General features: G+C 68.1%; 15 protein-coding genes. 7 read left to right on the top strand and 8 right to left on the bottom strand.

The features are described 5' to 3' along the window. Positions 1 to 5: 5 nt before the first annotated feature. Positions 6 to 2,561: a mechanosensitive ion channel family protein gene (locus tag DM450_RS14345; protein WP_142635881.1), complete on the bottom strand. Its 2,556-nt coding sequence runs from the start codon at positions 2,559 to 2,561 to the stop codon at positions 6 to 8. 131 nt (positions 2,562 to 2,692) lie between these two features. After that, on the bottom strand, positions 2,693 to 3,190 hold the full coding sequence (locus DM450_RS14340; protein WP_142635879.1) for an META domain-containing protein: 498 nt from the start codon (positions 3,188 to 3,190) through the stop codon (positions 2,693 to 2,695). Positions 3,191 to 3,409: 219 nt separating this feature from the next. Here DM450_RS14340 and DM450_RS14335 point away from each other — a divergent pair, with 219 nt between their 5' ends. Beyond that, positions 3,410 to 4,516, top strand: a complete 1,107-nt coding sequence (locus DM450_RS14335; RefSeq protein WP_142635877.1) for a TauD/TfdA family dioxygenase — start codon at positions 3,410 to 3,412, stop codon at positions 4,514 to 4,516. 33 nt (positions 4,517 to 4,549) lie between these two features. Here DM450_RS14335 and DM450_RS14330 read toward each other — a convergent pair whose 3' ends face one another. Next, positions 4,550 to 5,227: a cysteine hydrolase family protein gene (locus tag DM450_RS14330; RefSeq protein ID WP_142635875.1), complete on the bottom strand. Its 678-nt coding sequence runs from the start codon at positions 5,225 to 5,227 to the stop codon at positions 4,550 to 4,552. Further along, the gene (locus DM450_RS14325; RefSeq protein ID WP_142635873.1) at positions 5,227 to 6,057 is read right to left on the bottom strand and encodes an oxidoreductase; all 831 of its coding nucleotides are present in this window, start codon (positions 6,055 to 6,057) and stop codon (positions 5,227 to 5,229) included. Before DM450_RS14325 ends, DM450_RS14330 begins: the two co-directional genes overlap by 1 nt. A 251-nt stretch (positions 6,058 to 6,308) precedes the next feature. On the opposite strand from DM450_RS14325, the gene DM450_RS14320 reads away from it, so the two are divergent. The 6 genes from DM450_RS14320 to DM450_RS14295 all read left to right on the top strand — a co-directional run bounded on the left by DM450_RS14320 (position 6,309) and on the right by DM450_RS14295 (position 14,253). Next, a complete protein-coding gene (locus DM450_RS14320; protein ID WP_185928617.1) occupies positions 6,309 to 7,247 on the top strand; it encodes a ribokinase in 939 nt (312 codons plus the stop codon). Between the two features lie 40 nt (positions 7,248 to 7,287). Beyond that, a complete protein-coding gene (locus DM450_RS14315) occupies positions 7,288 to 8,412 on the top strand; it encodes an LLM class flavin-dependent oxidoreductase (RefSeq protein ID WP_142635869.1) in 1,125 nt (374 codons plus the stop codon). Positions 8,413 to 8,416: 4 nt separating this feature from the next. Then, entirely contained in the window at positions 8,417 to 9,085 is a 669-nt protein-coding gene (locus DM450_RS14310) for a cysteine hydrolase family protein (protein WP_142635867.1), read from the top strand. A gap of 33 nt (positions 9,086 to 9,118) precedes the next feature. Next, positions 9,119 to 10,369 (top strand): MFS transporter, encoded by a 1,251-nt coding sequence (locus tag DM450_RS14305; RefSeq protein ID WP_142635865.1) that lies wholly within the window; start codon positions 9,119 to 9,121, stop codon positions 10,367 to 10,369. Further along, positions 10,335 to 11,786 carry a peptidase M20 gene (locus DM450_RS14300; protein ID WP_260609877.1) on the top strand — a complete coding sequence of 484 codons (1,452 nt, stop codon included), beginning with the start codon at positions 10,335 to 10,337 and terminating at the stop codon, positions 11,784 to 11,786. The genes DM450_RS14305 and DM450_RS14300 overlap by 35 nt, the downstream gene beginning before the upstream one ends. 124 nt (positions 11,787 to 11,910) lie before the next feature. Next, positions 11,911 to 14,253 (top strand): acetamidase/formamidase family protein, encoded by a 2,343-nt coding sequence (locus DM450_RS14295; RefSeq protein ID WP_142635863.1) that lies wholly within the window; start codon positions 11,911 to 11,913, stop codon positions 14,251 to 14,253. Between the two features lie 47 nt (positions 14,254 to 14,300). Here the strand turns inward: DM450_RS14295 and DM450_RS14290 are convergent, their stop codons facing one another. From DM450_RS14290 to gyrB, 4 genes are all read right to left on the bottom strand, one after another. Beyond that, positions 14,301 to 14,702 (bottom strand): metallopeptidase family protein, encoded by a 402-nt coding sequence (locus DM450_RS14290; RefSeq protein WP_142635861.1) that lies wholly within the window; start codon positions 14,700 to 14,702, stop codon positions 14,301 to 14,303. 4 nt (positions 14,703 to 14,706) lie between these two features. Beyond that, a complete protein-coding gene (locus tag DM450_RS14285) occupies positions 14,707 to 16,596 on the bottom strand; it encodes a M1 family metallopeptidase (RefSeq protein ID WP_142635859.1) in 1,890 nt (629 codons plus the stop codon). Between the two features lie 237 nt (positions 16,597 to 16,833). Next, entirely contained in the window at positions 16,834 to 18,345 is a 1,512-nt protein-coding gene (locus DM450_RS14280) for a tetratricopeptide repeat protein (RefSeq protein ID WP_142635857.1), read from the bottom strand. A gap of 306 nt (positions 18,346 to 18,651) precedes the next feature. Further along, on the bottom strand, positions 18,652 to 21,207 hold the full coding sequence (gyrB, locus tag DM450_RS14275) for a DNA topoisomerase (ATP-hydrolyzing) subunit B (RefSeq protein WP_142635855.1): 2,556 nt from the start codon (positions 21,205 to 21,207) through the stop codon (positions 18,652 to 18,654). Positions 21,208 to 21,210 lie beyond the last annotated feature (3 nt).

Below are 21,210 nucleotides of genomic sequence, written 5' to 3'. Positions count from 1 at the left end.
ACCGTTCAGTCCCCCCCGATGCCGCCGATGGTGCCGTTGCCGCCATTGCCGCCCGTGTCGGCATGCAGGCGCACTTCCATTTGCGGGAAGGGTATCTCGATGCCTTCCTCGGCAAAACGGCGGGCGATCTCGAAGCGGATCTTCGAGGCAACGCCCACGCCGTCGGTCGCGTCGTGGATGAAGACGAGCAGGCGCATGTTCACGGAACTGTCGGCAAAGGCGTCGAGCGTGACGTTGGGCTCGGGCCAGGCCAGCACGCCGTCCTGCGCCTTGCCGATCGCGATCAGCACCTCGCGCACGTGTTCGAGGTCGCTGCCGTAGGCAACGCCGACCGGCACCACCACGCGGGCAAGCCGCTCGCCGAGGCTGAGGTTCTTCACGCTGCCGGTGATCAGCTGCGAGTTCGGGATGATGATCTGGTGGCGGTCGAAGCTCTCGAGGTGGGTCGAGCGGACCGAGACCTTGCGTACGATGCCCGAGAACGTGCCCACCTCGATCCAGTCCCCCTCGCGGATCGGGCGTTCGACCAGCAGGATCATGCCGCTGGTGAAGTTCTCGACCGTCGATTGCAGGCCGAAGCCAAGCCCGACCGACAGCGCGGTGGCAATGAAGGCGAGGCTGGTGAGGTCGAGCCCGGTGCTGGAGACGGCGATGGCCGCCGAAGCGACGATGCCGACATAACCGATCATCGTCACGATCGAGGCCTGCGAGCCGCGGTCGATCTCGAACTGGGGCAGGATCGTCAGGTTGATGATCCGCTGGATCCACTTGGTGGCGATGTAGCCGGCCAGGAACACGAAGGCGAACGTCAGCAGGTCGCCCGCCGAGATGTTGACGTTGCCGAAGCTGACGCCGGTGCGCAGCATGACGATGGCATCGCCGATCTCGCGGCTGTTGTAGCCCCAGGTCACCGCCAGCAGCGGCACCGCGCCCAGCGTCAGCACGATCCCGGCCAGCATCGGCACGAAGTGGATGCTGGTGCGGTAGTGCTTGAGGCCGCCTTGCGCCAGCAGGCCGACGATCAGCGCCACCAGGCGGTGGAGGAAGATGGCGACGGCGATCACCGCCACCGAGACGACCAGATCGGAAAAGATCTCGCGCGCCAGCGCGATGTAGCCGATCAGCGCGGCGCCGGTGCTGCCGATGGCGAGCAGCTTGAGGATGCGGCTGAAGGGGGCCGCGAATTCGAGCTGGTCGGGCTTGGCGCGGCCGTGCTGGGGAAGAGACGGCGCGGTCTTGGCGCCATCGTCCTCGCGCCCCTTGTCGATCAGCGTGGCGAGGCGCCAGACGAACAGGCTGCCGCCGACCAGCAGCACGGCCGAGGCAAGGTCGATCGCGCCGATGGTCATGTAGCCGTCGTCCTCGATGCCTTCGAGCACGGCGACAAGTGCAAGGAAGACGCCGATCACGCGCACCGTGGAAACCGCCTTGCCCACCACCTCGGGACGCAGGCGCACCAGCCGCAGTTCGGGGAACGGCGATTGCAGGGTGCTCTTGGCGAGCAGCTGCGCCATCGCCACCATCAGCGCGGCGACCAGCAGCAGCGTGCTGAGCGTGAGCAGCACTTCGGTGCCGAGGAACGGGCGCATCAGCACGGCAAAGGCGGCCACCGAGCAGCCGATCGCGAAGAACAGCAGCAGCGCCGCGACAAGATCCTCGACGACGATGAGCACCAGCCGCCGCGCCGCCTGGCGGGCGGCGACCCGCCGCTTCACGAAGACCCGGTGGAGCGTTTGCAGCAGCCGGATCGAGGCGTAGGGGCCCAGCAGGACCAGCCCGGCCACGGCCAGCAACCGCAGCGCGAAACCGCCGGCCCCGTCCTGCGCGATGCCCGCCGTGCCGCTGCGCGCGGCGATGTCGATGCCGCGGCGGACATCGCCGGCGACCGCGATCCAGGCGCGGGGATCCAGCGCCGAGCGGCTCCGTTCGGAGCGGCGGCCGCGTTCGATGCCGGCGATCCGCTCGTCCAGTTCGGAGACCAGCGTGGAGGCTCGCGCCTGGGCCTCGCGCGCGTCGAGCACGGGGGCCAGCACCACCGAAAGCCGGGCGTCGAGCGCCTTGCGGCGGGCGGTGATCGCCGAGGGTTCGCCCTTGCCTTCGGCGGGAACCTCGCCAAGCGCGGCCATCTGCGCCTGGATGATGCGGGCTTCCAGGTTGCTGCGGTCGGCAAGCGTGCGGGCAAGGTCACGGTCGGCGGCGAGCCGGTCGCGCAGCCTGTTGAGACTGCGGATGTGCTCGTAGTCGTAGCCGCCCGCGGGCCGGCGCAGGATCTTCTGGGCTTCGGCCGCGTCGGCATTGAAGCGGGCGAGCGTGGCGGGATCGACTTGCGAGGTGGGGGGCGAAGGGGCGGGGGGCGAAAGGGGGGCGGCCGTGGTGGGGGTGCCTGGGGGTTCTGCCGGAGCGGCCGAGCCGGAAGCCTGCCCGGCGGGTTTTTCCGGCGCCAGCAGGCCAACGCCGGGCAGCAGCGGCGCGGCCGCCCGCACCGCGCTGCCGCCGGCAAGCAACCAGCAGGCCAGGAAGACGTGGAGCAGGGCGCCATGGCGGCGGCAGAAGGCGATCATCGCCCTGTCTTGCCGCCGCCGGGCTTGTGGCTCAACCGCAAAATCAATCCGCTGCGCCTTCCCGTACCCTTCACGCGCCCACCACGCTCCTGTCGGCCCACGCCGATGCTCCGCCGCGAGGCAGGGCCGGATCAGCGCGGCGCCAGTTCGAAGATGCCGCCGTCCATCTTCAGGGCCAGGAAAAGGTGGCCGTCCTTCAGGGTATAGCTGGCGACGTCGGAAAGGCGCCTTGCCATCATCGGCCCGATATCGGGCTGCGGGCAGAGCGCGCGCGTGGTCATGCCGGGGCCGATCGCAAGCTGGCCCGAGCGGCCGTCGGTGCCGGGCACCGCGCTCCAGGTCGCACGGCCGCGATTGCAGTCCAGCTGCATCGCGATCGTGCCGTCGCTGCCGAAATCGAGCGTGTAGGCGCGGCCCTCGCCCGGTTTCGTGGCGCCCTGGGCATCGTCCATCGACTGGAAGGCGACAAGCCGCCAGGTGCTGCCCGCCAGTCCTGCCACTCCTGCGGATGCCGCTGCTTGGGGCGGGGCTGGGGGCGGGGCGGGGGCGGGTTCGGACGCGGTGGCGGTGCATCCGGCCGATGCGAGGGCGGCTGCCAGGGGCACTACCAGAGAGGCTATCGGCTTCATGGACATTCTCCTGATCGATCGTTCCGGTCGGCGGGCAGGTGCACTCCATCCGGTCCATGCCCCCCGGGACATCCACCATAAGCCCCGGAATCGCGATTTGGCTTGTAGGAACCGCGGTTCGTGCCGCGAAAAGCTTTCGGACATGGTGCGACAAGTCGCCCGCGCGATCGCGGCCTAGACAGGGGCATCACGCAATGCCGCGCAAAAGGACCCGATAGCATGGCCAGTTCCGCCTCCCCCTCGGCCCCCACGACTGCCGAGGCATTCCCGCCCGTCACCACTGCCGCCGCCTGGCGCGGGGACCGGCTCGCGGGGAGCGACGAGTGGATCTACATGCTCTCGGACGAACAGGTTGCCGAACTGGAGACGCTGGGCACCCGCTTCCTGGCCGAGAACCCGGACCTGCGTACCGTCGCGGCGGAGGAATATCCGCTGGTCGCCTGCGCCGATGCGGTGAAGGAATGGGGCGCCGACGTCGATTACGGACGCGGTTTCGTGCTGGTGCGGGGCCTTCGCACCCAGCTCTATTCGGACGCGCTGTCGAACGCGATCTACTACATCCTCGGCCTGCACATGGGCGATCCGATCCGCCAGAACGAGATGGGCGACCTGATCGACCACGTCTACGCCACCAGCGACAAGACCATGGACGATCCCACCGCGCTGTCCTCCAAGGTGCGCGACAAGCTGGTCTACCACTCGGACAGTTCGGACATCGTCGCGCTGATGTGCCTGCGCCCGGCCAAGGAAGGCGGGCTCTCGTGCCTCGTCTCGGGCGCGGAGATCTACAACGAGATCCTGCGCCGCCGTCCCGATCTGGCGCCGCTGCTGCTGGAGCCGTTCCACTGGGACTGGCGCCGGCAGGATCACAATGCCCCGGCCGATACCTATACCTCGCCGATCGTCAGCCTCGTGGACGGGGTGTTCTCGATGTACGCGGGCTCGCTCTACATCCTCACCGCGCAGGAATACGAGGGCGTGCCCAAGCTCAGCCCCGAGCAGATCGAGGTGCTCGAACTCTTCGACACGATCACCTACGAGGAGGGCATGGCCATCGAGATGGATTTCCGCCCCGGCGACATCCAGTGGCTGTCCAACTACGCCGCGCTGCACGCCCGCACCACCTTCTGGGACTGGCCGGAACCGCAGCGCAAGCGCCACCTGCTGCGTCTCTGGCTGAGCCGCGATGCCGGCCGTCCGGTGGTCGACGGCTTCGGCAAGAACGGCGTCGTGCAGGTCCGTCAGGCCCCGCGCGACGGCCAGGCGGAGCATCCCGATGCGCACTTCGACGTGTTCTCGGTCTCGGTGCCGCGCCTGATGAGCTGACCGCAGGGCGGCGGACCGGCCGGGGCGACGGGATCAGGCCCCCGCCCCCGCCGCCAGCATCGCCAAGACCGCGGCGGAACTTTGCACGTCCGCGAAGTTCAGCCGCAGGTTCATCAGGGCGGCGTTGTGTTCCTCGTCGGTCGCTGCCGCGCAGGCATCGCTGACGACGATGACCTTCCAGCCGCGCATGTTCGCCTCGCGCGCGGTCGATTCCACGCAGACATTGGTGAGCGTGCCGACCATGACCAGCACCTCAGTGCCCCGTTCGCGCAGCGTCCTTTCCAGCGCCTGCTGCGGGCAGGAAAAGGCGCTGTAGCGGTACTTGTCGAGCACAAGGTCGCCTGCCGCGCGCGCCATCGCCGGGTCGAGGTCGTGCGAAGGCGTGCCCGCGCGCAGCGCCGCGATCGCGCCTGCCACGAAGGGATCGGACCTGTCGTACTGCCAGTGCGGCATGGCGAGCGGCGGCTGCTCGCTGGTGGTCTGGCGCATCCAGATCACCGCGGCCCCCGCCTGCCGCATCGCCGTGGCAAGGGCGTTGCACGGCGTGATGGCGTCGCGGGCATGGGCATTGCCGAAGACTTCGCCCACGCCCACGAAGGCGGCCTGCATGTCGATCACCACCAGCGCCGCGCTGCGCGGATCAAACACGGGGAAGGTGTTGTAGCCCCGCCCCCGCTCGGTCACCCAGTCCGGCAGCACGGTCTTGTGCATCAGGCCGGTTCGAACGCGGTGGAGAGCGACAGCGCCTCCCACGCGCGCATCTGTGCGCCCACGAATGCCAGTTGATCGCCGGCGTAATGCAGCGCGTCCTCGCCGAGGAACAAGTGCAGCGGCGGCTCGGCGGCATCGAGCGCGGTGAGGATCGCGGCGGCGCCGCGCGCGGGATCGCCCTTTTCCTTGCCCGCGCCTTCGGTGAGGCTGCGGCGGGCGTAGTGGGCGACGTCCTCGTAATCGGCGATGTCGGCTTCGGCGATCTTCAGGCCTGCGGCGGCAAATCCGGTGCGAAAGCCGCCGGGTGCGACATTGGTGACACGGATGTTCATCGGCGCCACTTCCTGCGCCAGCGTCTGGCCGATGCACTCCATCGCGTACTTGCTGGCGCCGTAGAGCGCGGTGCCCGCCCAGGGCGCATGACCGCTGACCGAGGTGATGTTGACGACATGACCGGCCCGGCGCGTGCGCATGTAGGGCAGGAGCGCGCGCAGCATGCGCAGCGGGGCGAAGAGGTTGACATCGAACAGCGCCTTGGCCTCTTCGATGGAGACTTCCTCGATCGCGCCGATGAGGCCGTAGCCGGCATTGTTGACCAGCCGGTCGATGCCGCCGGTGATCTCTTCCGCCCGGGCGACGGCGGCCTTGACCGAGGCTTCGTCGGTGAGGTCGACGCAGAGCGCATGGGCGCGGCCGGGGGCGAGCGCCTCGAACTCGGGGTCGCTCGCCTTGCGGGTGGTGCCGACGACGATATCCCCGCGCCTGAGCGCGGCTTCGGCCAGGGCGCGGCCAAGGCCTCCGCCGATGCCGGTGATGAGCCAGGTGGTCATAATTCGCGTGTCTCCCCTGAGGCGAAAGGCGTAAAGTGTGCGGCCGTAAAGTGTGCGGCAAAGTTAGTGCGCACGCGCGCGAGGCCTCTTGGCGCTGGCCCCCGCAATTATTGTGCGGGGACGCACGGCGCCAGCGCGGGCTTGACCCCGCAAGGCGCGCCATGCTGCACCCCCGGTTGCACGTGCAGATTGTTGCAGTTGCAGAACCCGGCCCCGCAAAGGGGCGGTTCCAGAATAGCGGAGCGGCACACTTGGCAGTTCACATCGTCGGTTCGATCAATCTCGATATCATCACCTCGCTCGATCATCTGCCGCTGCCGGGTGAGACGGTCATGGCCAAGGCCACGGCGCGGCTGCCGGGCGGAAAGGGCGCCAACCAGGCGGTTGCCGCCGCGCGGATGGGCGCGCAGACACGCATGGTCGGCGCCGTGGGCAACGACGATGCCGGGCGCTGGATGCGCGAGAGGCTGGCGCGCGACGGCATCGCGGTGTCGGGCGTCGCCGCGCTGGAAGGGGTGGAGACCGGCACCGCCTATATCGCCGTCGATGCCGAGGGGGAGAACCAGATCGTCGTCGTCTCCGGCGCCAATGCGCGGCTGACCCCGCCGGGGCCGGTGATGGAGGGGGTGCTGCTGGCGCAGCTGGAAGTGCCGGTGGGCGCGCTCTTGCCGGTGTTTCGCAATTCGAAGTGCATCCGCATCCTCAATGCGGCTCCGGCGGTGCTGGCAGCGGATGTGCTGCTCGATCATGTCGACGTGCTCGTGGTGAACCAGACCGAACTGGCCGCCTTTGCCTGCTGCGGCCCGGTCGATGCTTTGCCCGCCGTGGTGCGCGAGGCGCGCAGCCTGATCCGGCACGAGGATCAGGCGGTGGTCGTCACGCTCGGCGCGCGGGGCTCGGTGGCGGTGAAGAAGGACTGGGATATCCACGTCCCCGCCGTGCCGGTGATCCCGGTCGATACCGTCGGCGCGGGAGACAGTTTCTGCGGTGCGCTGGCCGCGCTGCTTGACGAGGGGCGCAGCCTTGCCGAAGCGCTGCCCTGGGCGAGCGCGGCGGCGGCGCTCTGCACGCTGGGGCAGGGCGCGGCGCCGTCGATGCCGATGCGCGCGGCGGTGGCCGACCTGCTATCGGGGGCGGCAACAGAACATGCGCCGCCGATCAAGAACCGGGCGGGCGTTGCCCTAGGCTGATCCCAGGACAGCACCGAACAAGAATTTGCAGAGGACTGAGATGAACCCGCATCCGCTGACACCCTTTGGCCTTCCCTCCGACAACGGCGGCAAGGACCTTGGTCTGTTCCTGCCGGTCGCCAACGGCGGCTGGATCCTGTCGAAGAACAAGCCGGAGCTGGACGGTTCCTACGCCTACAACCGCCAGTGCGCGCTGCTGGCCGAGCAGGCGGGCATGGACTTCATCATGTCGATGTCGAAGTTCCGCGGCTACGGCGGCGAGACCAGGCACTGGGATTCCTCGCTCGATCCGATCGTGCTGATGGCGGCGCTGTCCGAAGTGACGAAAAAGACCCGCATCGTCACCACCCTGCACACGCTGCTGCAGAACCCGGCGGTGGCCGCCAAGATGCTGGCGACGCTGCAGCAGGTGAGCGGCGGCCGCGCCGGCCTGAACGTCGTGACCGGTTCCTACAAGGGCGAGTTCGCGCAGATGGGCGCCTGGCCCGAGGACGTGAATCACGACCAGCGCTACGACCTCGCCTACGAATGGGTGCGCGCGGTGAAGGCGCTGTGGAGCGACGAATCCGTGACCATGCACGGCGACTACGTGACGCTGGATGACTGCGAATCCTGGCCCAAGCCGGAGAGCCGCCCGTTCCTCGTCTGCGCCGGATCCTCGGAGATCGGCATGCGCCTGACCTCCGAGGAAATGGACGCGATCTTCCTTTCCGGCGGCACCGGGGCCGAACTTGCGAAGAACAGCGACCGCGCCAAGACCATCGCCGCCGAATATGGCCGCAATATTCGCACCTATTCGATGATGACGCTGGTGATCGGCGACAGCGACGATGCCGCGAAGGCCACCGCGCAGCACTATGCCGAGGGCCTCGACGAAGGCGCGCTGGCGGGCATGATGCGCGCTTACGGGTTCCTCGATGCCGAGATCGGCAAGGAGAACGACTTCACCCGCAAGGCGCGCTCCTCGTTCATGTCGGCCCAGATCGTCGGCAGCGCCAGGAGCGTGGCCGATCAGGTCGGCGACCTGCTGGAAGCCTCGGGCACCGACGGGCTGATGCTGATCTTCGACGATTACCTCAAGAGCCTGCCGATCTTCGGCGCGGAGATCCTGCCCGCCTTGCGCGAACGGTTCCCCGACAAGGTCGCTGCCGCGGTGGAGGGCTGAGCCGATGCCGCTGCGCGCCGAGGATCTGCCGCACGTCGATGCCGCCGCGCTGGCAGGCATGATCGATCCCGCGACGACCGCGCTGGTGGTGGTCGACATCCAGGTCGATTTTGCCGCGCCGCAGGGGCTGCTGGGGCGTTACGGGGTCGATCTCTCGCCCGCCGCAGCGGCGATCGACAAGTGCGAGAAGCTGGTGGCGGCGGCGCGCGGCGCCGGGGCCACGGTGGCGCTGATGCGTGTCGTCACCAGCCCCGAAACCGACTCGCGCGCGCTCAAGACCCTGATGGTCCGGCGCGGGCAGCCGGGGGGCGAGGCCATCTGCCGTATCGCGGACGGCGGCGCCGACTATTACCGCATCTTCCCCGAGGACGGCGATATCGAGATCGCCAAGCTGCTCTACGACAGCTTCCATGGTACCGATCTCGACGCCCAATTGCGCGCACGCGGGATCCGGACGCTGGTGATCTGCGGCCTCTCCACCGATTGCTGCGTGGACCAGACGGCGCGCTCTGCCTTCCATCACGATTACGACGTGTTCCTCGTCTCCGATGCCAGCGCTGCCTACGAGCCGGGCCTGCACGAAAGCGCGCTTTCGGCGATGGAGAAGAACTGCGTGCTGCTGACCACGACCGATGCGGTCGTGCAGGCCTGGCCCACAGGCGAAAGCGCCTGATCCGATAGTTCCCCCCAACAGGAGTTGCCGCCCATGACCGTGACCACTCCCCCGCGCGGATCGAAAGGCGGCGTGCTGTTCGCCTGCACGCTGGGCAATTCGGTGAGCGTGACGCCCGCCGTCCATGCCGTCTTCGGGCTGTTCCTGGTGCCGCTGACCGAGGCATTCGGCTGGAGCCGCGCCAGCGTTTCGGGGGTGCTGGGCATTCTCGCGCTGGTGGGCGCGGTGACTTATCCGCTGATCGGTCGCTATGTCGACAAGGCCGGGGCGCGAAAGACGCTGCTGGTCGGCATCTTTGGCCTTGCGCTCTCGATCGCGGCGCTGGCGCTCAACAGCGGCAGTCTGGTGCAGTTCTATGCGACCTTCACCGTGCTGGCGGTGTTCGGGGCGATGGCGGGCACGCCGATCTTCCAGAAAGTGATCGCCGACTGGTTCGACGAGAATCGCGGCACGGCGCTGGGCATCAGTGCCGGGGGCGGCTGCGGCATCGGCTCGGTGGTGCTGCCGGTGCTGGCCGCCGTGCTGGTGCAGACCTGGGGCTGGCGTGCGGGGTACCTGGGCATCAGCGGCTTCATGCTGGTGATCGCGCTGCCGCTGCTGGTCCTTTTGCTGCGCGACCGTGCCTCCGTTGCGGGCGGGGAAGCGGCGGCCGAGCGCGAGGGTATGACCTTGGGCGAAGCGGCGCAGACGCCGATGTTCTGGCTGGTCCTGATCGCGCTGGCGGCAGGCGCGGGCGGGACGACGGCGGTGTTCAGCCATGTCGTGCCGATCCTCTCCGACCGGGGCTTTTCGGTGACGACCGGCACCGCGGTGGTCAGTGTCTTTGCACTTGTCACTTCCGGATGGCAGATCGCCACGGGCCGCATCATGGACACGATCCAGACCCCGCGCGTGGCGGTGCCGATGTACCTGATGGCAGTGGCCGGCCTCGTGCTGCTGGAAACCGCGCAGGGCACGCCGCTGCTGCTTGTCGGCGGAGCGCTGCTCGGCATCGGGCTTGGCGGCCAGTTCGGCGCGCTGCCCTATTTCATCGCCCGCTACTTCGGCACGCGGCATTTCGGATCGGTGATCGGCGCCATGTATTCGGCGGTGATTGCCGCGCAGGGAACGACGCCGATCCTGCTCGACCTGGTGTTCGACGCGCGCCACTCCTATCGCCCGGCGCTGGTCGGCGTTGGTGCGGCGCTTCTTGCCGGTGCGCTGCTGCTCATGCTGCTGCCACGCTATGGCCGCGAGGCGGAGGGCGCCGATGACAACCGGCCGCGCTTCGCCGCCGGTCACTGACGATTTCCCACGGAGCCCGACTTTGGCCGATATGCCCGATCCCGTCCCGACTTTCGCCGATCCCGCGAAAGCTCCCTACGCCGTCAGCGAGGAAGAACGCGCCGCCATCGCCGCGGCGATCGACAGCGACGAACTGGTCGAACTGGCGCTGACGCTGGGCAACATCCCCAGCCGCTCGCGCGAGGAACTGGCGGCGGCGGAGTTCGTCCACGACTGGATGGACAAGGAAGGCTTCAAGCCGCGCAAGGTCGGCGCCACGCCCGAGCGGCCCAACGTGATCGGCGAATATGGCGGGACCGGACGCGGTGCGAACCTGCTGTTCACCGCGCATCTCGACACCGAAAGCCCCAGTGGCATGCGCGAGCATGACAGGTTCCGTTATCGCGAGTCCACGCTGGCCGATCCCGAATGGACCCAGTGCTGGCAGGACGAGGAAGGCCGCCTGCGCGGCTATCCGATCAGCAACGATCGCGGGCCGATGTCGTGCTTCCTGATCGCCGCCAAGGCGCTGCGCAAGGCGGGCATCGGGCTTTCCGGCAAGTGCTGGCTCACCGCCTGCCCCGGCGAGATCGGCCCCGAACCGATCGAGGAATTTTCCGGCATCGGCTGGAACGGCAAGGACATCGGCGCGCATTACCTGTTCCACCACGGCGGCGTCGCGCCCGATTACGCGATCGCGGCCGAGGGCACCGACTTCGGCCTGACCTGGCAGGGCTGCGGTTATGCGCTCTACCGGGTGCGGATCTTCGGGCAGGGGGTGTTCTCGCCCATTCTCGATGCTCCCGCCGATCCGCTGCGTCACCCCAATCCGATCTACCGGCTCGGCGCGGTGATCGACGCGCTCCACGCCTGGGGGCAGAAGTTCGAGCGCGATTCGGTCATGGAGACCGCCAGCGGCGCGATCCATCCCAAGGTCCAGATCGCCTCGGTGCGCGGCGGCATGCCGATCGATTTCGGCGCGGGGACCGAAGTCTGCGCGCTCTACATCGACGTCTCGCTGAACCCGCGCCAGAAGGCGGCGGACGCGTACCACGGCATCATGGAAGCCATGCGCGGGGTGGATGTGGAAGGCTTCGACGTGGAGCCGGTGGTCGTGCGCCACGGTTTCGAGGCGCGCGCGTCCGAAGTCGCCCCCTTGGTCGGCGCGGTCGATGCCGCCACCCGGCTGGCGCGCGGCGCGGCGGTGGAGCCGGCGCACCCGGTCTATTCCAGCATGTGGCGCGATCACAACGTGTTCAACATGCACCGCGTGCCCGCGCTCACCACCGGCATGCCGCGCTGGCGGCCGACGGGGGCCGACATGGCCTCCAGCGCGCTGGTCTACGCCCTGACGATGCTTGCCGTCTGCGGCCGGGGCGAGGCACCTGCCGAACAGGTGGGAACCAGCGTCTACGGCAACGAGACGCCTTTCGACTAAGATATACGACACCCTTGCCGAGTGGGCGGAGCCTCGATAGACCTCCCGCCCATAAGGTCGCCAAACTATCGAACTGGACGCCCATCAGGGAAGGGTGCCACCGATCTGTCAGGGTGGTTCTCGCTTGCGCATAACGACGAATGTCTACCCCAAGGAGCAGCGCCGCGACGCCTGGCGCTTCGCGCTCAAGCGCCTGTCGCTCACGCTCGACGAGGCGGATGAGGCGACGCTCTATGGCGAGCTGATCCATTTCCGCTCCAGCACCCATATCGACTTCATCCGCGTCACCGGCACCGCCCAGTCGTGGACCATCGACTTCCGCGACCAGCCGACCACCTACTGGGTGGCGATGATCCTCGACGGCAGCGCCACGATGCGCGATTCCGAGCAGGAACTGCGCCTTGCGGACGGCGACATGATCTGCGGGCGCGGCGATTCCCCGGTCCACCTCGCCTTCGCGGGCGACAACCGCAGCCTGATCGTGCAGGTGCCGCACAGCGAACTGAGCCAGCGCTTGAAGACCCCGATCAGCGGCGCCCCGCGCAAGATCGCCACCGATACCGGCACCGCGCGTATTTTCGCGGGCATGTTGCGCTCGCTGGCCGACACGATCACCGACATCACCACCGACCAGGCCCGCCCGGTCGAACTGGCCTTCCCCGAATTCCTCGTCACCAGCCTGCTCGACAATGCCCCCGCCAAGGCCCTCGGCGGGGCGGCGGGCATGCGCGCGGCGCTGCTGGAGCGCATCTTCCAGACCATCGAGATCCGCCTGTCCGACCCCGACCTCAATTACCAGCAGGTCGCCGCCGAGCACGGCATCTCGCCCCGCTATCTCCAGAAGCTGTTCGAATCGATCGACGACAGCTTCGGCCACTATGTGAAAGTGCGCCGCCTCGAACGCTGCCGGCTCGACCTGCGCAGCCCGCTCCACGTGCAGAAGTCGATTTCCGACATCCTGTTCGAATGGGGCTTCAACGACAGCGCCTCGTTCAGCCGCGCCTTCCGCGAGCAGTACGGCATTTCTCCGCGCGAATACCGCAAGGCGCCGCCGCAGGAGCAGGCGGCGGTCGAACTGCTGCGCCGGGGGCGCCCCGCCCGCAAGGAGCGCGCCAGGGCCGAAGAGGCGGCCGAGGTCGAGGAAGTGCTCGACGAGCAGCTGGACGAGCAGGCGGCCGACGATGCGCCGCAAGTGCCCGCCTACATGGGCGATACCGGCACCTCGCGCCATCACCACCTGCCCGCCACGCCCGAGACGATCCACTGGGGCTATCTCAGCAAGGACCTGAAACCGGCGCTGCGCGTGCGTTCGGGCGATTTCGTGACGATCGAGGCGCTGACCCACCACGCCAACGACGATCCCGAGCGCATGGTCGAAGGCGATGCCGGGGTGGAGAGCGTCTACCACTGGGACCACGGCGGCAAGACGGTCGAGCGGCGCGGCGCCGGGCCGATGGACGCCAGCGCCTTCGGGCGCGGGCCGGGCGAGGGGTTCGGCGTGCACATCTGCACCGGGCCGATCCACATCGAAGGCGCCATGCCGGGCGACCTCGTCGAAGTGCGTATCCTCGACCTCAAGCCCCGCCCCAGCGGCAACCCCCGTTTTGCCGGCAAGAGCTTCGGTTCCAACGCGGCGACCTACTGGGGCTTCCACTACAACGACCTGCTGACCGAGCCGAAGAACCGCGAGGTCGTGACGATCTACGAGGTCGAAGCGGCGGGCGGGCGGTTGCCCAAGGCCCACGCGGTCTATTCCTACCGCTGGACGCCGCAGGTCGATCCCTCGGGCGTGACCCACGCGCGTTACGACTATCCGGGCGTGCCGGTGAACCCGGAAAGCATCGAGCGCAATTACGACATCCTGCAGAACGTCGAGATCCCGATCCGCCCGCACTTCGGGGTGATCGCGGTGGCGCCCAGCCATAACGGGCTGGTCGATTCGGTGCCGCCTGCCAGTTTCGGGGGCAATCTCGACAACTGGCGCACCGGCCCCGGCGCGCGGGTGTTCCTGCCGGTGCAGGTGCCCGGCGCGCTGCTCTCGCTGGGTGACCCCCATGCCTCGCAGGGCGACAGCGAGCTATGCGGCACCGCCATCGAATGTTCGATGACCGGGCTGATCCAGATCGTTCACCACAAGGGGGCGGGCGTGATGGAGCAGTTGAAGGACGTCGATTACCCGCTGATCGAGACCGAGACCGAGTGGGTGATCATGGGCTTCTCGCACCCCGATTACCTCAAGGAACTCGGGCCGGACGCGCAGAGCGAGGTCTACAAGCAAAGCTCGATCGACGGCGCCATGCGCGATGCCTTCCGCAAGGCGCGGCGGTTCCTGATGACCGCCAAGCAACTGACCGAGGACGAGGCGATCTCGCTGCTTTCGGTCGGGGTGGACTTCGGCGTATCGCAGATCGTCAACGGCAACTACGGTGTCCACGCGGTGATCCGCAAGGCGCTGTTCACCAGCTGAACGGCGCCCGGCGAGGCAAAGGACGATCGCGTCACCGGGCGGCGCGATCAGTCGGCGTCGTCTTCCAGCGCGTGCATGGCCTCGTCCGAGAGGCCGAAGTGGTGGCCGACCTCGTGCACCACCACATGGGTCACGAGGTCTTCCAGCGTCACGTCGGTCTCGCACCATTCGGCCAGCAGGGGCTGGCGGTAGAGGGTGATGCGCGGGCGGAATTCGCCCGAGGACCAGACCGATTCCTCGTCCATCGGACGCCCGTGGTAGAGCCCGGTCAGGCCCCAGGCATCGTCGATGCCCAGGGCCTGCAGGGTCTCCTCGTCGGCGAACTCCTCGACGTGGACGGTGATCCCGTCGAGGTGCTGCGCAAAGGGTTCGGGAATCCGCGCGAAGGCGGCATGGGCGAGGGCCTCGAACACGGCCGGGCCGGGGGCATTGCCGAAGCGCTGGATCACGCGGTCACTCCTGCCCGGCAACGATCCGCTCGATCCCGGCGGCGGTCGAGGGGTGGTAGGTGGGCTTTGCCTCGGCGAAGAAGTCCCGCGCCTTGGGCTGGCCCCAGTCGCCTTGCTTCATCAGCCCGCGATAGAGCGGATAGACCAGCAGCCCGCGGCCGATGCGCGAGAGATAGCCGCGCAGGTACGGCACTGCCGGATCGTAGTGGTTGGCGATGGCCAGCTCGAACCAGGCCGACTGGATATAGGCATTGCCCGAAGCCGAGAGGCCCAGCGTCTCGTCCAGTTCCTTCAGGCGGGCGGGCGTCTGCCGGCGGTCGATGCCGTTGAGGAAACGCAGCCATTCCTGCGTGGTCCAGCCGGTCGGCTGCACGGCGCTGGCGGGGCCGCCGGCGTTGAAGGCGGCGAGCCTGGTATCGACCTTGGCCAGCGTCGCGCTGTGGACGCGCACGGCGTTGTCCGGCAGCCCCGCGCCGTAGGCCCAGCGGTCGAGCTGGAGCTTGAGTTCGAGTTCCGGCTGGCCCTTGAGCAGCCGTTCGCGCAAGTCGGCCAGGAAACCGGCGGTGGTCTGCGGCTGGAAGGCGTGACGGTCGAAGTAGGAGGTGAGATAGGCATCCCACTTGTCGCGGCCGACGGTATATTCGATCATGCGCAGGAAGTTGGACCCCTTGGTGTAGTCCACCTCACCCGCGCCCGGCTCGCCGTTGAGGCGCGTCGCGGCGCCGGTCTGGCCGCCGGCCGCGGCGATCTCGCGGCGCATCACATCCCAGTCGAGATCGGCATAGGTCGCGGCCTGCTCCTTGCCGTAGAGCGATTCCATGATGCGGTTCTCGAAGTAGGTGGTGAAACCCTCGTTCAGCCACGAATCCGACCAGGTGGCATTGGTGACGAGGTTGCCCGACCACGAATGCGCCAGTTCATGCGCGACGACATCGGTGTTCGAGCGGTCGCCCGTGACGATGGTCGGCGTCAGGAAGGTCAGCATCGGGTTTTCCATGCCGCCGTAAGGGAAGGCGGGCGGCAGCACGAGCATGTCGTAGCGGCCCCAGCGATAGGGGCCGTAGAGCTTGCTGGCGGCGTCGATCATCTTTTCGACATCGACGAATTCCCTCGCCGCCTTGTCCAGCATCGGTGCCTCGGTCCAGACGCCCGAGCGCGGGCCGAGCGGCTTGAACTTGAGGTCGCCCACCGCAAAGGCGATCAGGTAGGGTGGGACCGGCTTGTCCATGCGGAAGCGGAAGCTCCGGCGGCCGTCGGGCAGGGGCTCACCCTTGTCGCCCGAAAGCTTCTCGGCGCTCATCACCGCGACCATGTCGCCGGGCACGCGCAGGGTGGCTTCCCAGGTCTGGCGGATGCCGGGGCTGTCCTGCGTGGGCACCCACGAACGGTTGAGGATCGCCTGCCCCTGGCTGAACAGGAAGGGCTTCTTCTTGCCAAAGGTCATTTCCGGCGGCAGCCACTGCAGCGCGGTGGCGCCGGGCTTCGAGCGGTAGGTGATCGTGATCCGGGTCGCGCCCGCAAGCGTGACGGTGAGCGCCGAGCCGATGTCGGCGTTGGCGCTATCCTTGGCGCCGACCGTCCACTTCAGCGCCTTGCCCGAAGCATCGGTGACGGCCGAGATGTCCATGTCGTTGACGTCGAGCACCACCTGCGTGGCCCCCGGGGCTGCGAGAATGTCCAGCACCGCAGAGCCGGAAAGCGTCTTGCTGGCGAAATCGACGTCGAGGTCGAGCGCCACGTGGGTGACGCGGGCGACTTGCGGCTCGGCGTGGGTCCAGACGTCCCGGGCATCGGGCTTGGTCAGGATCGGTGCGGGAATGGTCTGCGCCGTGGCAGGCGAGAGGGTGAGCGAAGCGGAGCCGGCAAGCAGCGCGGCGGCAAGGATAATGCGCATGGGCGCGGTTTATGGCCGCGCCCGTGCCGCCATGCAAGTTGGCATGCGGGCTGGCATATCGGCTGGCATGGGGGGGGCGGACTAGGTCGTAAACGCATAAACGGCACCATCGAGGCGCCCAAATGGCCCAGCGCTGCGTCGGGAAGTCTTGAAATATCGACATATTCCAGCGCCTTCCCTCCTGCCGCCGAGCCATTTTGCCTGAAACCTCGATGGTGCCGTTTATGCGTTTACGACCTAAAGCGTGGCGGGGAGCACGTCGAACTTGCGCGTGCCGCCGGCGCGCGCGATCGCCGCCTGCACGTCCGCGCGGGCGCGCAGGGCGGTGAGGCCGGGGTCGAACAGGCCGGGGGGAACGCCTGTGGGAAGCGGGCGATACTCGCTCAGCTGGCCGAGGGCATCGACCTGCCGGTCGGGATCGCCGAGCCGGGCGATCATCGAGGCGGCGGCATCGTCGAACCGGCCCATGCACATCTGCATGTCGGTAAGCGCCTCGGGGTGATCCTCGGGATGGGCCTGGGCATAGGCGAGGTCGGTGGCTGCCAGATCGTCGAGCGCCAGCGCCTGCGCGGCGCAGGCATGGGCGAGGCGCATTTCCATCACCCCGTAAGGACTGGCGCCTGCCCCTGCCTGCTGCGCGAAGGGGGCAAGCAGCGCCAGCGCCTCCCGGGGATGGCCGAAGCGGACGTGGAGGTAGGCCAGGTTGATCGTCTGGCTGACATTGGGACGGCCTTTCTCGCCGCCGGCGATGGCGGTGCGGTAGGCCTCCACCGCCTCGCCATAGCGACCGAGCTGCTCGTAGGTCCGCGCAAGCCCGTCCCACCACCAGTTGAGGCGCTCGTCCCGGTCGGAAAACTGCTTGGCCAGCACGCCGTCGGGCCGCGCCGCCTGCAATGTGGCGAGCGCCTTGTCGGCCTGGCCGAGCACGCGCTGCGTGGCGGCGAGGTCGATCGGCAGGGCAAGGCGGCCGGGGCGGGCGATGCTGCGCTGTTCGAGGTCGGCGGCCTGCCGCTCGTAGGCGGCGCGCAAGTCGAAGTCGGCGGGCAGGTAGCTGCGCAAGTGCGGATCGAGACTGGCTTGCCGCAGCAGGTCCGCCTCGCGGATCGCGGCGACTTGGGCCGCTGCGCTTTCCTTGTCGCCTTCCTTGGCGAGCAGCCGGGCCAGCGGCAGGCGCAGCCTGGAGAAGCCGGCATCGTTGATCGCGGGCGGGAATGCGGGGTCGGTGGCAAGCACCAGCAGGCGGCGATAGGCCGGATCGTCCTGTCGGGCGTCCAGCCGGTTCACCAGCGCAAAGATCCAGTCGTCGGGAATCGAGCCGAAGGCGCTGGGGGCCTGCTTCTGGATCATTTCCAGCGTGGCGACGGCATCGCTGTCCCGCTTGCTGTCGAGTTCGACCGCATAGCGCAGCCGCCAGGCGATGTCGGCGGCGCCGGGCAGCGCGGTGAGCATGCGGGCATGGCCGAGCGCGGCGTCGAGCTTGTTCGCCTGGCCTTCGCAGATCGTCGCCGAGAGCAGGATCGGGCCTTGCAGCAAGGGTTCCAGCGTGCCGAAATCCTTGCGCGCGACCAGCGGCGAGATGATCTTGAGGACGCCGTTGCAGTCATTGCCGTTCATCGAGGATTGCAGGCGCGGCATCGCCTTGGCGGCGGCGCGGGAAATGTCCTGGCGGGCCTCGGCCTGGGCCGGGAGGCCCGCGGATGCGAGGGCGAGCGCAGCAGCGAGTGCCCGGCCGGGCTTGGCATTGATCATCGTAATCCCCTTGTCGGGCCGACATGCTAGGGAGGGATCGGCGGCCTGTCAGCCCACCCCGACATGAAAAGCGCGGTTATTCCCGCCGTTACGCCACTATAGATGGATCTTCGCGGTTCGGTCCGCAGCGGCCAGAGCGCAAGCCACCGGCCACCGGCGCGGCGCACGGTTCCAGCGGTAACGGGGGCGGGGCATGCTGGCCTGTGTGCCGGGAGATCGGTGCCAGGCGATCGGTGCCGGGCGATCGGCGCCGCCCGCCAGGCCGTTCCCCCTCCTGCACCGGTCCGGCAAGAGGGGGGGCTGTCCTTAGATGTCCAGGTTGGCGACGTTGAGCGCGTTGTCCTGGATGAACTCGCGGCGCGGTTCGACGACGTCGCCCATCAGGCGGGTGAAGATCTCGTCGGTGACGTCGGCGTCCTCGACCTTGACCTGCAGCAGGGCGCGGTTTTCCGGATCCAGCGTGGTTTCCCAGAGCTGTTCCGCGTTCATTTCGCCCAGACCCTTGTAGCGCTGGATCGACAGGCCCTTGCGGCCCGCCGCCAGCACCGCGTCGAGCAGCTGGGCAGGGCGGGTGATGACGTCGGCGCCGACAATCGGACGGGTCGCTGCCTCGTCCTCGCCTTCGGCCGCTTCCACTTCGGCGGCGGCGCTGGCGCGGGTGAGACGGGCCGCCCCGGCATAGACGTCGGTATTCTCGGCCGCGAGGCGGGCGAGCTTGCGCGCCTCGGCGCTGGCGAGGAACGTGCCCTCGATCTTGTGATGGTCGGTCACGCCGCGCCACACGCGTTCGATTTCAAGGTTGCCTTCGTCGGTCAGGCGGGCGGACCAGCGGGCTTCCGGATCGCCGCGATCGAGCCACTGTGCCGTGCGCTCCAGCGCGGCATTGCGGTCGGCCGCCGAGAGCTCGGGCGCGAAGGCGCCGGAGAGCGCCAGCGCCTCGATGATGGTGGGATCGAAGCGGCGGGGAACAAAGCCCATCAGGTTGCGGAAACGGATCGCGTGATCGACCAGCGCCTCGAGGTCGCTGCCCATGCGGGCACCGCCCGAGGTTTCCAGCACGCGGCCGGACAGCCCGGCCTCGACCAGATAGCGGTCGAGCGCGGCATTGTCCTTGAGGTAGACCTCGCTGCGGCCCTTGGCGACCTTGTAGAGCGGCGGCTGGGCGATGAAGAGGTGCCCGGCGCGGATGATTTCCGGCATCTGGCGATGGAAGAACGTCAGCAGCAGGGTGCGGATGTGCGCGCCGTCGACGTCTGCGTCGGTCATGATGACGACCTTGTGGTAACGCAGCTTTTCCAGGTTGAAATCGTCGCGGATGCCGGTGCCCATGGCCTGGATCAGCGTGCCGACTTCCTTGGACGAGATGATGCGGTCGAACCGCGCGCGCTCGACGTTGAGGATCTTGCCCTTCAGCGGCAGGATCGCCTGGGTCTTGCGGTCACGCCCGGACTTGGCCGAGCCGCCTGCGGAATCGCCCTCGACCAGGAACAGTTCGGACTTGGCGGGATCGCGTTCCTGGCAGTCGGCCAGCTTGCCGGGCAGCGAGGCGATGTCCATCGCGCCCTTGCGGCGGGTGAGTTCACGGGCGCGGCGCGCGGCTTCGCGGGCGGCGGCAGCGTCGATCACCTTCATGACGATGGTCTTGGCGGTGGCGGGATTCTCCTCCAGCCAGTCGGTCATCTTCTCGCTCATCAGCGCTTCCAGCGGCTGGCGCACTTCGGAGCTGACCAGCTTGTCCTTGGTCTGCGAGGAGAACTTGGGATCGGGCAGCTTGACCGAGACGATCGCGGTCAGGCCTTCGCGCATGTCGTCGCCCGAAAGCGAGACCTTTTCCTTCTTGAGCAGGCCCGAACGCTCGGCGTAGCCGTTCAGCGTACGGGTCAGCGCGGCGCGGAACGCGGCGAGGTGGGTGCCGCCGTCACGCTGCGGGATGTTGTTGGTGAAGCACAGCACGTTCTCGTAGTAGGAATCGTTCCACTCGAGCGCGACTTCCATGCCGATGCCGTCCTTGTCCGCGGCAATGGCGATCGGTTCGGGCATCAGCGGCTGCTTGTTGCGGTCGAGGAACTGCACGAAGGCGCCGATGCCGCCTTCGTAATAGAGATCGTGTTCCTTGGTCTCCTCATGGCGCTTGTCGCGCAAGAGGATGCGCACGCCCGAGTTCAGGAACGCGAGTTCGCGGTAGCGGTGCTCCAGCTTGTCGAAATCGAACTCGGTGACGTTCTTGAACGTCTCGGTCGAGGCGAGGAAGGTCACGCGGGTGCCCTTCTTGAAGCCGTTGTCGTCCGGGTTCTGTTCCACCTTCGGCGCATCGCCGACGATCTTGAGCGGCGCCACGGCATCGCCGTTGGCGAACTTCATCCAGTGCTCCTTGCCGTCGCGCCAGATGGTCAGTTCCAGCCACTCGGACAGGGCGTTCACCACCGAGACGCCGACGCCGTGGAGGCCGCCGGAAACCTTGTAGGCATTGTCGTCCGACGTATTCTCGAACTTGCCGCCGGCGTGGAGCTGGGTCATGATGACCTCGGCCGCCGAGACCCCTTCCTCCGGGTGGAGGCCGGTGGGAATGCCGCGGCCGTTGTCCTCCACCGAGACCGAGCCGTCCGGGTTGAGTTCGATCAGCACCAGGTCGCAGTGGCCTGCCAGCGCTTCGTCGATCGCGTTGTCCGACACTTCGAACACCATGTGGTGCAGGCCCGAACCGTCGTCGGTATCGCCGATGTACATGCCCGGACGCTTGCGAACCGCGTCGAGGCCCTTGAGGACCTTGATCGAATCCGCGCCGTAGCTGTTCTGGTTCTTGCCGTTGTCGGTCCCGTTGCCGGGCACAGTGCCGTTCGTGCTGTCGTCGGTGCTAGCCATGGC

The organism is Sphingomonas sp. IC081, assembly GCF_006874585.1.
In the GTDB taxonomy this organism is placed as follows: domain Bacteria; phylum Pseudomonadota; class Alphaproteobacteria; order Sphingomonadales; family Sphingomonadaceae; genus Novosphingobium.
The sequence above is the reverse complement of the archived record's forward strand: the minus strand, read 5'-3'. Positions and strand labels throughout refer to the sequence as shown.

Coding starts and splice junctions, on each gene's coding strand:
- DM450_RS14345 (WP_142635881.1), bottom strand. CDS start 2,561: ATGATCGCCTTCTGCCGCCGCCATGGCGCCCTGCTCCACGTCTTCCTG.
- DM450_RS14340 (WP_142635879.1), bottom strand. CDS start 3,190: ATGAAGCCGATAGCCTCTCTGGTAGTGCCCCTGGCAGCCGCCCTCGCA.
- DM450_RS14335 (WP_142635877.1), top strand. CDS start 3,410: ATGGCCAGTTCCGCCTCCCCCTCGGCCCCCACGACTGCCGAGGCATTC.
- DM450_RS14330 (WP_142635875.1), bottom strand. CDS start 5,227: ATGCACAAGACCGTGCTGCCGGACTGGGTGACCGAGCGGGGGCGGGGC.
- DM450_RS14325 (WP_142635873.1), bottom strand. CDS start 6,057: ATGACCACCTGGCTCATCACCGGCATCGGCGGAGGCCTTGGCCGCGCC.
- DM450_RS14315 (WP_142635869.1), top strand. CDS start 7,288: ATGAACCCGCATCCGCTGACACCCTTTGGCCTTCCCTCCGACAACGGC.
- DM450_RS14310 (WP_142635867.1), top strand. CDS start 8,417: ATGCCGCTGCGCGCCGAGGATCTGCCGCACGTCGATGCCGCCGCGCTG.
- DM450_RS14305 (WP_142635865.1), top strand. CDS start 9,119: ATGACCGTGACCACTCCCCCGCGCGGATCGAAAGGCGGCGTGCTGTTC.
- DM450_RS14300 (WP_260609877.1), top strand. CDS start 10,335: ATGACAACCGGCCGCGCTTCGCCGCCGGTCACTGACGATTTCCCACGG.
- DM450_RS14285 (WP_142635859.1), bottom strand. CDS start 16,596: ATGCGCATTATCCTTGCCGCCGCGCTGCTTGCCGGCTCCGCTTCGCTC.
- DM450_RS14280 (WP_142635857.1), bottom strand. CDS start 18,345: ATGATCAATGCCAAGCCCGGCCGGGCACTCGCTGCTGCGCTCGCCCTC.
- gyrB (WP_142635855.1), bottom strand. CDS start 21,207: ATGGCTAGCACCGACGACAGCACGAACGGCACTGTGCCCGGCAACGGG.